Origin of the sequence: Winogradskyella psychrotolerans RS-3, assembly GCF_000427335.1 — a bacterium.
In the GTDB taxonomy this organism is placed as follows: Bacteria; Bacteroidota; Bacteroidia; order Flavobacteriales; family Flavobacteriaceae; genus Winogradskyella; species Winogradskyella psychrotolerans.
This window is the reverse complement of record NZ_ATMR01000128.1, coordinates 27505-41004: the sequence shown is the minus strand read 5'-3', so window position 1 is coordinate 41004 and position 13500 is coordinate 27505. Positions and strand designations below refer to the sequence as shown.

Below are 13500 nucleotides of genomic sequence, written 5' to 3'. Positions count from 1 at the left end.
CGATAAAAAACTTCGTCTAGTCTTTCTGCATTTAAAAAATCCAATCATTAATATGATTGGATTTTTTTGTTTTATAAAGCTTATTGAAGGACTGAATTGACTTAAGCAAGTTCGGCCTAATCTTCTCTTCTGCCGTTTATCATTGCTTGCACCAAATAAAAAAACTCCAACTACTTTACAGTAATTGAAGTTTTAATTAAGAGCCGATGGAGGGACTCGAACCCACGACCTGCTGATTACAAATCAGCTGCTCTAGCCAGCTGAGCTACATCGGCAAAAAATGCTTACCTTATTTCGGTAAGCGAGCGCAAATTTAAAATAGATTTTCAAATTTGCAAATCAATTTACTTTAATTTATTGATTTTTTCGATAAGAGCTCTTCCTTTAGTTTCAAGATCTGCGCTAATCGCTTTAAAATGAGCTTTTTTATTTTCTGCACCCCTATCATTAACACGAGCAATTAACTCATCAAACGTTACGATAGCTTCATCTATAACAGCTTCGCTTTCTTTGGTTGGCTTTTCAGCATTCGCTAATTCCCAAACGTAAACTGCTTCAATAATATCTCCTAATACGTAGTTGATATCTTTTTTTAAATCTCTTTTATTCGACATGATAATTATTTTTTATAATAACCGCAAAAGTACTAAATCCTTTTAGTTATTTGATTCTCATTATTATTTTTTATCGTAAGTTTTAAACGTACACTTCTAGAAGTTTACCGTAAACCGATTTTAATTTAAAGTTTTTAATTTCAGCAGGAATCAAAATGGTTTCCCCTTTAGAAATATGTTCTGTAGAATCTTTAGTCAAAACCTCAACATCTCCATCAACACACATATATATTACAAATGAATCGTGTGTGTTTTGAATGTCTAGCTCAGACGCTATTTCTATAAAATTTGTAGTAAAGAAATGGCAACTTACCATTTCGTTAGATATATTTTTTTGTTTTTGGTAGTCGATTCTAAAATCGTTTTCCATTTCAAAATCAAAAGCATCAATGGCTATATCGTTATGTAATTCGCGCTCATTACCATTATCATCAACACGATCCCAATCGTAAACACGATACGTTACATCACTAGTTTGCTGAATTTCTGCTAATAATACGCCTGCACCAATAGCATGGACTCTTCCTGCTTCTATAAAATAGGTATCTCCTTCTTTTACGTTGTCAAAATTTAAAATTTCAGTAAGCGTATTCTTTTCTAAATTCTCTAAGTAAGTTTCTTTATCGACCTCTCCTTTAAATCCAACAATAAGATTAGCGTCTTTATCGGCTTGCATTACATACCACATCTCGGTTTTACCAAATGAATTGTGTCGTTTTTTCGCCAATTCATCATTAGGATGTAACTGAATACTTAGATCTTGTTTTGCATCAATAAATTTTATGAGCAAAGGAAATTCGTTACCAAAACGTTTCCAGTTTTTATCTCCTAAAAGATTTGATTTATAATTATTTACTAAATCTTGAAGTGATTGTCCTTTTAATTGGCCATTACCAACAACAGAAATATCATTTGGCACTGTACTAATCTCCCAGCTCTCACCTAGGTTTTTTGAACTCGAAGCTTTATTGAAGTACTGATTTAACTTTTCTCCTCCCCAAATTTTATCTTTAAGAATCGGTTGAAATTTTAACGGATATAACATGCTTCTTTATTAATTTCCTGAATAGGTTACAAAGTTACGAGGCGTTTCGTACAATGTGATTTCGAGATGAAACTTAGCGTTGAGTTTTGGTTTAATTTTATTGTAAATAACCACAGCAATATTTTCTGCTGTAGGATTTAAATCTTTAAACTCTGGGACTTCAACATTTAAATTCTTATGATCAAAAGCATCTTCAACTTCTAATTTAATAATATCCTTCAATGTTTTAATATCAATAACATAACCCGTTTCTGGATCAATTTCTCCTGTAACACTCGCAATTAACTCATAATTGTGACCATGAAAATTTGGGTTATTACACAGACCAAATACGGCATCATTTTTTTCAAAAGTCCAATCCTTTCTATATAATCTATGCGCTGCATTAAAATGTGCTTTTCTATGTACTGTAACCTTCATTATTGTTTGTTAACATTTATGAATTCGTAAAATTTTTCAAAAATAATTTTGAACCAAGCCGTGTATAGTTGTGGGTTTTCAGCAATATCAGCTTTTACAGCTTCTAATGACATCCATTTCCAACTCGCCACTTCCTCCGGATTAATATTTGGGTTATCGTTAAAATATCCAACCATGACATGATCATATTCATGCTCTGTTAATCCATTATCAAAAGGGGCTTTATAGATAAATGAGGTCTTTTCTTCTAAATCTGTTACAAAACCCATCTCCTCTTGCAAACGTCGTTTACCGGCTTCCAAATTACTTTCACCATCGCGTTGATGACTACAACAGGTGTTAGTCCATAAACCTGGAGTATGATATTTGTGCATAGCACGTTGCTGAAGCATTAGTTCGTTCTTATCATTAAATATAAATACGGAAAATGCACGATGTAAAAGCGCCTTCTCATGTGCTTCCATCTTTGGCATTAAACCAATTTTATTATCATTTTCATCTACTAAGATGACTTGTTCTTCGATCATGTAGCAAAAATACCAAGTAAAACTTTAAAATCCATTAATGTTTTCATAAAAAGGAATTGAAATAACGCAAAAAACCTTGACTATATAACACAGTCAAGGTATTTTATATTCGGTGAAAATTATGAGTTATTCTTTTATAATAAACATTGATCTACGATTTAATTGATGTTCTTCTTCACTACACTCAACATTATTAACACATTTATTAATCAATTGAGACTCTCCATAACCTTTTGCTGACAATCTGTTTTTAGCAATTCCTTTATCTAATAACCATTGTAATGTAGATTTAGCTCTACGTTGCGATAATTTTAGATTATAGGCATCTCTACCTCTAGAATCCGTATGAGATTCTATATGGATTCTTAATTGCGGATATTCATTTAATGCTGCTAATATTTTAGCTAATTCTATCTCTGCATCTAGGCGAACATTAGATTGATCATAGTCAAAATAAATGGGCTGCAACGTTAACTTACAACCTAAATCATTAGGTGGACAAGGATCTGAAACCTTCATCGTCAAAGGAATATTTAAAACAATTGGCATCTCAATGGTCTTAGGATTTTTAGGCGTTTCAAAGATTTCCTCTTTAGGATTATACCCCTCTTTTTTTGCTCTAATGACATACCTTTGGTTACACTCTAAATTGAATGTAAATAATGCATCATCTCCTGTAACTAGTTTTTGAATTTCGTCATTGTTACTATCCAACAGCGTAACTTCTGCATTAGGTATTAATTCACCTGTATCTTCATCTGTAATTGGTCCTTGAATTGTAATTTCGCAATGCTCCCAAATTTGATAAATATCATCACTTTTACTGCCTTCATCTCCGTCTCTATTTGACGTAAAATACCCAATTCGTCCTTCTTTAATAATAAAGCTAAAATCATCTTTCACACTGTTAATAGGCTCGCCAAAGGTTGCGATCTCTCCAAAATCATCTTCGTTTAATTTGGTCACAAAAATATCTAAGCCTCCATACCCTTTATGACCGTCACTAGAGAAGTACAAGTTGTTTTCTGTACTTACAAATGGGAATGTTTCTCTAGCAGCCGTATTAATTTTATTACCCATATTTACAGGTTTGGTATAGCTATCGTTTCCTAAAACATCAACATACCATAAGTCTGACATTCCAAATGTACCAGGCATATCAGAAGCAAAATAAAGTCTATTTTCATCAGTGCTTAATGCTGGGTGGCCAATAGAATAGCTATCGCTATTAAACGGAAGCTCCTTAATATTTCCCCATGCATCTCCTGCCTTGGTCGCCTTATAAATCTTAAGCCTGATGACAAAATCTTTATCTTTTCTTTTCTTACCGTCTAAGAAATTATTTCTTGTAAAATACATTGTATTTCCATCTTTAGAAAAAACAGCAGTAGACTCATGATATTTCGTATTAATCTCACCTTTAAGAAGTTCTACCTCTTTAAGATTCATGTCTTCATCTACAACAACCTGATACAAATCTAAAAAAGGTTGTTTATCCCATCCTGCAAGATCAACAGATTGATCTTCAAACGCATTTACAGATTTATCACTTGATGCAAAAACAATTTTATCACCGTAGAATGCAGGACCAAAATCTGAGTACTCAGTATTGACCGTTATTTTAGCTAGCTCAAATAATTTATCATTCACCCCTTTTTCAAAAAGCGTATCTGCCACATTTTTATAAGAATCTATAGTTAGAGCCGTGCCTCCTTTAGTTTTATAAATTTCCATTAAACGTTCTGCTTCTCTCGGTTCGCCTGAACTTTTCAAACATTGTGCTGCTCTAAAATAATCAGTAACGACCAAATCATCTGGAAACTCATTTAATAATTTATAATACCATTTAGAGGCTCCAGAATACTCACTATTAAAATAATAGGTTTCGCTTAACTTTCTATAAATTTCAGCAGATCGGTAACCATTATCGACTACTTTTAAATAAATTTCTCGAGCATCTATATAATGATACTTATCGAATTTAACATTTGCCTTTTCTAATTTCCCTGTTTGAGCAAAAGAACTCACAAAGAAAATGAGTGATAAAAAACATAGTATTATTTTATATATACGTGTATTCATAATCTTAAAAGTTTAGAAAAATCTAGGGGTTAGTATACGTTCGACATTTTTGAAAACATCAAATTTTAAGAATACCTCATATGAGCCATCACTGTAAGTTTCGATATCTGTTGTTTGATAATCATATCCCATACCTATAAATAGTTTATTGGTAATTTGAAATCCTGCCATGGCAGTAATTGCAGCATCAAAGCGATATGCTGCACCCAATGTAAATTTCTCATTAATCAGAAAGTTTCCTGAGATATCAACTTGAAGCGGAGACCCATCAACCATCTTAATCATCGTTGCTGGTTTAAATTTTAAATTCTCATTAATATCAAAAACATAGCCTGCTATTAGAAAGTAGTGTAAGCGCTCAATGGCGAGTGCATCAACACTTATATTATCTATATTATCGGTGTTATAATGCTTTGAATTTAAAAGATTAGGAACCGATAACCCTAAATACATTTTATCTGTATTATAATATATTCCAGCACCTATTTGTGGATAAAGCTTATTATTTATATTCTCTGAAAACTGATAATCATTAACATCGTAAATATTAAGCTTAGTATAATCAACGTCTAAGAAGTTCACACCTGCCTTTACGCCAAATGACAATCTTGACACCTCAGAAAACATTAGAGAATATGAATAATCAACAACAATATTTGTTTCTGCAGCAGGACCAATTTGATCACTTACAATAGAAAGCCCTATTCCCATTTTTTTAGTTTCTCCTATGGGAGAACTTATTGTAAATGTCCCTGTCTTTGGTGCGCCTTCAAATCCTACCCATTGTGATCTATATAACAGTCCAAAACTAAGTACATCTTTAGACCCTATATAACCAGGATTAATAACTTGCGTGTTATACATGTATTGTGTGTATTGCGAATCTTGTTGAGAAAAGCTCAAACTAACACTCATAAAAACTAGTAGTAATAAAAAATAATATTTCATAAGATTTCTGGGGTTTAGTTATTTTTTATATATAAATATCCTTCATTAGTTAATGTTTGGTTTCCGACAAATCGTCTCAGTATATAGAAATAAGTTCCTGTAGGTAGTTCCTCATCCCTATTAATAGTACTTCTACCATCTGAGAATCCTCTAAATACTTTACCATTTATTCCATAGCCATCCATTTCGTAAATTAAAATTCCCCATCGATTAAATATTTTAAGATTATTCTTAGGAAAATCTTCTATCCCAACTATTTTAAAGAAATCATTTTCACCATCTCCATCTGGAGTAATTGCATTAAATATTTCAAAGTCTGAACTCAATATTTCAGGCAAGTCTGTAATTGTAGGATCATCTGGTTCATCATCATCGTTATTATCTACATCATCAAAATTATTTGGATCATCAGATGTATCGGTGTAGGTTTCACCATCCGATCCAGTACTAGTAGCAACAGCTTGATTTGTTATCTCGCCATTATCAATATCCTCTTGTGTCAGTGTATATATTGCTGTAAAAGTAAAATCATCTATTTCGCCAGCCGCTAAAGAAACAATCGGCCCGCCTTCAATCACTATACCTGGAAGCGGATCTTCTATACTAATATTATAGAGCGTAATTGATCCTGTATTATAAACCGTAAATGTGTAAGTTAAAGTCTCACCTATCTCAGCAACACCATTTCTATTCTCATCATTAAATACACCTACTTTTTCGAGAGATATCGATCCTGATTGACATATTACAGTAGTTGTGACATCATCTTCCATCGCATTATCATCATCTGATAAATCTGTTAGCATGGTACCATCCATAATATTCATTCCCGTAAGAGTAGCTTGATTATTTACAACACCTGCATCTATATCAGATTGTGTTAGCATATAATCTGCCGTGTACCACCACGTTTCATCAACATCTAGCTCAGCATCAGCATCATCGTCTCCAGACGCTAAAACCATTACTCCACCTAACATACTATCCCATAACTCTACTACAGGTACACTTATATTACCCTCATTAGTAACTTCAAATGTATAGGTGATTGTCTCCCCTAAATTTCCGCATCCATCTGAATTATCATCGTTAAATACGCCTGTTTTTACAACTGCGATAGATGCTCTCTGGCATAAAAACATTTCTGTGATATCATTTTCTAATGCACTATTATCATCAGACAAATCGGTTAATACAGCACCATTTATGATACTAATTCCTGTAACAATGGCCTGGTTATTTACAACACCTGCATCAATATCTGCCTGTGTCAATATATAATCTGCTGTATAGAACCAAACCTCATCGACGTCTAATTCATTATCCGCATCATCATCACCAGAAGACATGTCCATTATTCCACCTAACATAGTGTCTGTTAACTCTACCGAAGTAATACTTGAATTCCCTTCGTTAGTTACCGTAAAATTGTATGTAATTGTTTCGCCTGCATCCGCACAGCCATCAGTATTTACGTCATTATAAATGCCGGTTTTCACAACTGCTATTGTTGCAGTTTGACATAAAGCCGTTTCAGTAACATTATCTTCAGAAACACTATCATCGTCTGAAAGATCTGTTACTACAGAACCATCTATACTATCTAAACCTGTAACAGTCGCTTGATTATTTACAACACCAGCATCAATATCGGATTGTGTTAATGCATAGTCTGCTGTATAAACCCAGGTTTCATTAACTCCTAATTCATTATCAGAATCATCATCTCCAAACGCTAAAGCAATAACTCCACCTAACATCGTATCATTTAATTCTACTGAGGTAATAGTTGTATTTCCTTCGTTAGTCACCGTAAATGTATAAGTAATCGTTTCATCTACATTACCACATCCATCATTGTCCTCGTCATTAATTTCTGCTGTTTTTATTAATGCTATTACAGCTGATTGACATACTGATGTTTCAGTGACATCATCTTCAGAAACACTATCATCATCTGAAAGATCTGTTACGATAGAACCGTCTATATTATCTAAACCTGTAACCGTAGCTTGGTTAGTTACAACACCTGCATCAATATCAGATTGGGTTAGTATATAATTTGCTGTATAAATCCAGGTTTCATCAACATCTAATTCATTATCAGAATCATCATCCCCAGACTCTAAAGCGATTATTCCTCCTAACATCGTATCGGAAAGCTCGACTGAAGTGATAGTCGTATTTCCTTTATTAGTTACCGTAAATGTGTAAGTAATTGTTTCATCTACGTTACCACACCCATCGTTATTAGCGTCGTTAACGTCTCCCGTTTTTATTAAGGCAATTTCAGTTGTTTGACATAAAATGGTTTCAGTAACTTCATCTTCCAAAACGCTATTATCATCTGATAAATCCGTTAATACTGAACTATCTATAATATTGATTCCTGTTACGGTCGCTTGGTTGTTTACAGCACCTGCATCAATATCAGATTGTGTTAGTGTGTACGTTGCTGTATAAATCCAAGTTTCATTAGCATCTAATTCATTATCCGCATCTGTATCGCCAGACTCTAAACCGATTATTCCTCCTAACATTGTGTCTGTTAATTCTACAGAAATAATACTTGAATTCCCTTCGTTGGTTACGTTAAACGTATACGTAATCGTTTCACCTGCATCGCTACAACTATCATTGTTCTCATCATTGAATACACCCGTTTTAATGACTGCAATTTCTGCAGATTGACATAAGTCAGTTTCAGTGGCATCGTCTTCTAAAACACTATTATCATCTGAAAGATCTGTTACCGTTGAACCATCAATACTATCTACTCCTGTTACGGTCGCTTGATTATTGACAACACCAGCATCGATATCTGTTTGCAATAGCGTATAATCTGCTGTATAGATCCAAGTTTCATCAACATCTAATTCATTATTTGTATCATCATCTCCTGATGCTAAAGCGATTATTCCTCCTAGCATAGTATCTGTTAACTCTACTGTAGTAATGGCCGTATTTCCTTCGTTAGTAACTGAAAATGTATACGTAATAGTTTCACCTTCATTCCCGCAACCGTCTGTATTATCATCGTTATAAATGCCTGTTTTGATTACAGCAATTTCTGCTGTTTGACATAAATCTGTTTCAGTTGCTTCATCTTCTAAAACACTATTGTCATCAGACAGATCTGTTACTATTGAACCATCAATACTATCTATTCCTGTAACAGTCGCTTGATTACTGACAATACCAGCATCAATATCAGATTGCACTACTGTATAATTCGTCGTATAGATCCAAGTTTCATCTACATCTAATACATCATCAGCATCATCATCTCCAGATGCCAAAGTGATAATTCCACCTAACATAGTATCAGTTAATTCTACCGCAGTAATACTTGTATTTCCTTCGTTAGTAACATTAAATGTATACGTTATAGTTTCTCCAGAATCCGTACAATTATCATTATTCTCGTCATTAAAAACAGCTGTTTTAATTATTGCGATATCTGCTGATTGGCATAAAATTGTTTCGGTTGGATGATCTTCTAGAACACTATTATCATCAGAAAGATCTGTTACCTCTGAACCATCGATACTATCTATTCCTGTAACCGTCGCTTGATTATTTAAAATACCCGAATCAATATCAGATTGTACTACTGTATAATTCGCTGTATAGATCCAAGTTTCATCACTATCTAATTCGTTATCTGCATCATCATCTCCAGATGCTAAAGCGATAATTCCACCTAACATGGCATCCGTTAACACTACTGAAGTAATACTTGTATTTCCTTCGTTAGTAACATTAAATGTATACGTTATAGTTTCGCCAGAATCACTACAACTATCATTATTCTCATCATTAAAGACAGCTGTTTTAATTACTGCGATATCTGCAGATTGACATAGAATTGTTTCAGTTGGGTTATCTTCAAAAACACTGTCATTATCTGAAAGGTCTGTTTCCGTTGTACCATCGATAACATTTACAGCTTCAACCGTAGCTTGGTTACTCACGACACCCGCATCTATATCAGGTGGCGTTAATGTATAATTAGCTGCATATAGCCAAGTTTCATCAACGTCTAATTCATTATCGGCATCATCATCTCCAGAAACCAAAGTAAGTACTCCACCTAACATTAAGTCCGTTAATTCTACTGAAGCTAAATCGACAACTCCTTCATTAGTTACACTAAAATTATAAGTTATGGTTTCACCAGAATCGCTACAGTTATCACTATTCTCATCATTAAAGACTCCTGTTTTTACAATCGCAATTTTTGCTGTATCACATAATATTGAATTTGTGGCGTCAATATAACCACCATACACTTCAATTGAATTAATAACACCTACGAGTGATGCGATGGTAATTTGTATTTCATCAAAGCTTAAAGCAGCATTAAAAGCAACAATGTATAAACCATCAGTAGTTAATGGAGTAATATTAATTAAACCCAATGCTTCTAAAGCTAATAGATTACCTGCTGTTTTTTGTTCTTGTTGAAGACCATCAAGATAAGTTGTCAGTGTTATTGAGTTTAATAAATCAACTTCTAATAAATCATTTGTATCTCTTATAATAAAACCTGCTCTTGTACCAATCGGATAATCTAAAAGTACATCTTGTACAGAAATTGAAGCTGTACTTGCAACTCCTGCTACAACATTAATTAGGGCAAAATCACTTCCATCTTGAGAAATTACATGTTGAGAATTATCAACTTCACATGCCACACAAGCTATGCCTTCTGTTCCTGTTCTGTATGAATTGATAATTACAGAATCGTTTGGATTAGATAATACATAAGGCTCATCACAATTTATCGTTCCAGGACAAAAGGATTCTAACACCACACTATAGACGCGTGTACTTCCTAAATTTAAGGATACAAGTTGAGAAAGGGTGATTTGCACTTCATCAAAAGGAGCTGTTGAAACAAATCCCACTCTTAAAGCTTCGTTACTAGTTAGTAATAAACCTGAATTTACAGGAACAAGCTCAGTTGACCCTGTGCGCGACTCAACAAATGTGCCGTCTAGATAGGTCGAAACCGTTATAGCATCAAACAATTGTGTATTTAAAAGCGTTGCATTTTCAATATCAAATCCTGCATAAGTCATCGCCGGATAATCCGTTATTTCATCTTTAACCGCTAATGAAACAGTACCCGCAACACTTGCTAACAAATCGATTGTAGCATAATTCCCCGTATTTGAATCAAAAAGACGATTTGTATTATTAATACTTCCAACACTTAATATCCCACCGGTACCTGTGCGTTCGTCCACAATTCTTACCGGAAAACTTGGTTTTGTCAATGCTGTTGGCGTATTACATATTAAATCTGGACCTTCACAAAAACTGTTGGTCACAGCATGATAGACATTAGTAGTAGAAAGCACATTCAATAAACTTGATATTGAAATTTCAACGGCATCATAATCCATGGTTGTATAAAACCCTACATAATATTTATCAGTTCCTAATAATGTACTATTCACTACAGCTAAAGCTGTATTTGTTTCTGATTCTTGTTCTACACCATCTAAATAGGTTGTGATTACAATAGCTTCCAATAAATCTGCTTGAAGAATAGAATTGTTCTCTATTAACATACCAGCATAACCACCTCCTGTAAAAAATTCATCAACCGTTTCGTCTGTTACTGTTAACGAATGCGTTACACCTAAACCAACGACCGTTGCTAGGGTTGCGTAGTTGTTATTATCTTCATCTAATAGATTCCCTTCATTATCAACACCACATCCTATAGCACAGATCCCTGTCGTATTTTTAAACACTGATAAATCCGTAAAACCCATTGATGTAATTTCTACGGGATCGAGAGTATTACAAGGTACAGGATATTGAACACCATCTGTATAAACAATAAATTCAACCGTATCTACACAGTCTAAAGCATCCGTAACCGTTACCGTATAAGTTCCTGGAGATAAACCGCTAATTGAATTTGAAGTTTCGCCGTTTGGACTCCATAAATATGAATACGGAGGCGTACCACCTGATACAGATACGGAAATACTCCCATCTGAAACACCAAGAACAGTCTCATTGACAATCGTTCCCTCAATTTTAATTGAGGTGTCTACATAACTTCCATAAACCTCTATACTGTTTATAACAGCTACCAACGCACCAACTGTTATTCTGACTTCATCATAGGGAAGACTCGTTTCAAAACCTACTAAATAAAATCCATCAGTATATGAAGGTGTAATATTTATTAATCCTAAAGCCTCGAGTGCTAGTAAACTACTCGATGTTTCAGACTCTTGCACTATACCATCTAAATAGGTGGTTAATGTTAGCGAGTTTAATAAATCGACTTCTAATAAATCATTGGTATCTCTAATTATAAATCCTGCTGTACTTCCTGATGGAAACGTAGTTAATACATTTTCTACTGAAATAGAAGCTGAATTAGCCACACCTGCAACAACATTTATCATTGCAAAATCTGAATTGCTTTCACTGATTACATTTATAGCATTATCAACTTCACAACCCACACAAGCTAAACCGTCTACTCCTGTATTCGAAGTATTAATAATTACCGGCTGCGATGGATTGCTTAATACTGTTGCTGTATTACAGTCTAATTCTCCTTCACAAAATGATTCTAAAACTAATCCGTAAACTCTCGTACTTCCTAAGTCTACTGAAACAGTTTGATTAATACTGATTTGAACCTCATTAAAAGGTAACGTTGATACGAAACCAACACGCGAGCGTTCAGTTCCTGTTAATAGTAAAGCACTATCTAAAGCTATGAGTTCTGAGCTTCCTGTTTGACTTTCTTGAAGTAAACCATCCAAATAGGTTGTAATAGTAACCCTATCAAATAAATCTAAATTTAGTACGGATGAATTTTCAATATCAAATCCAGCATATGTATTTGCTGGATAGTCTGTAAACTCATCTTTTATAGCTAAACTCCCTGATGCTAAGGCTCCTAAAATAATATTGATACTCGCATAGTTATTTGTATTAGAATCTACAGCTGCTTCAGCATCAATAACATTTCCAACACTTAAAAATCCGCCCATCCCAGTGTGTTCCTCCACTATTCTAGCAGGAAATTCTGGTTTGGCAAACATGGTTGGAGTATTACATACTAATTCTGGTCCTGCACAAAAATTTTCAGTGACAGCAGCATATACTTTTGTTCTAGAAAAAACACCCGCAATACTTGATATCGAAATTTCAATAGCATCAAAATCTAGCGTTGTTTCAAATCCGACATAAAATTGGTTACTCGATAATAAGTCACTATTTACAACAGCTAACGAACTACTTTCCTTTAACTCTTGCACTACTCCATCTAAATATGTTGTAATCACCATTTTATTGAGTAGATCAACTTGTACCACAGAGGTGTTTTCAATTAAAAAACCTGCAAAACCACCTGCAGTATAAAATTCATCCGTAGTATTATCAGTCACCCTTAGCGTATGAGTGACACCTAAGCCAACGAGTGTAGTTAAAGTGGTATAATTACTGTCATTTGAATCAATTAAATAATCTTCATCATCTATACCACAACCTAAAATACAGATACCGTCAGTATCAGATGTAACGGATAAATCATCATAATTTAATGCTGTAATAGATGTAGGGAAATCTGTATTACATGGATTGGTGATTGGAACATCAACCTCACTAATGTTTTCATCTGCGCCTAAATCTGCTGAATTAACAAAAGAAAATAGCGTTAACGCCAAACCCATTAAGAATAATACTGATTTGGTATGTAAAAAAAACTTTTAATAGCCGCGTAAGCAGAGAAGGTAGTAGGTACTCTCATAATTTATGATAGTTAGGTTAGTATATATAATCCATTAACCATTAGCAAATTAATAGCTATGGGCAGACTTGTTAA

At 34.0% G+C, this 13500-nt stretch carries 7 protein-coding genes and 1 tRNA gene; all 8 read right to left on the bottom strand.

Going from position 1 to position 13500, the window contains the following annotated elements:
• Window positions 1–201: 201 nt before the first annotated feature.
• Window positions 202–275, bottom strand: a tRNA-Thr gene (locus ADIWIN_RS13435).
• 69 nt (window positions 276–344) lie between these two features.
• On the bottom strand, window positions 345–614 hold the full coding sequence (locus ADIWIN_RS13430) for a hypothetical protein (protein ID WP_020896681.1): 270 nt from the start codon (window positions 612–614) through the stop codon (window positions 345–347).
• Window positions 615–696: 82 nt separating this feature from the next.
• Window positions 697–1659: a type I phosphomannose isomerase catalytic subunit gene (locus ADIWIN_RS13425; protein ID WP_020896680.1), complete on the bottom strand. Its 963-nt coding sequence runs from the start codon at window positions 1657–1659 to the stop codon at window positions 697–699.
• Between the two features lie 9 nt (window positions 1660–1668).
• Entirely contained in the window at window positions 1669–2079 is a 411-nt protein-coding gene (locus ADIWIN_RS13420) for a 6-pyruvoyl trahydropterin synthase family protein (protein ID WP_020896679.1), read from the bottom strand.
• Entirely contained in the window at window positions 2079–2606 is a 528-nt protein-coding gene (idi, locus tag ADIWIN_RS13415; RefSeq protein WP_020896678.1) for an isopentenyl-diphosphate Delta-isomerase, read from the bottom strand. Before idi ends, ADIWIN_RS13420 begins: the two co-directional genes overlap by 1 nt.
• A gap of 126 nt (window positions 2607–2732) precedes the next feature.
• A complete protein-coding gene (locus tag ADIWIN_RS13410) occupies window positions 2733–4688 on the bottom strand; it encodes an OmpA family protein (protein ID WP_020896677.1) in 1956 nt (651 codons plus the stop codon).
• 12 nt (window positions 4689–4700) lie between these two features.
• The gene (locus ADIWIN_RS13405) at window positions 4701–5636 is read right to left on the bottom strand and encodes a PorP/SprF family type IX secretion system membrane protein (RefSeq protein WP_020896676.1); all 936 of its coding nucleotides are present in this window, start codon (window positions 5634–5636) and stop codon (window positions 4701–4703) included.
• A gap of 14 nt (window positions 5637–5650) precedes the next feature.
• On the bottom strand, window positions 5651–13348 hold the full coding sequence (locus tag ADIWIN_RS13400) for a CLIPPER-2 domain-containing protein (RefSeq protein ID WP_020896675.1): 7698 nt from the start codon (window positions 13346–13348) through the stop codon (window positions 5651–5653).
• Window positions 13349–13500: the final 152 nt, after the last annotated feature.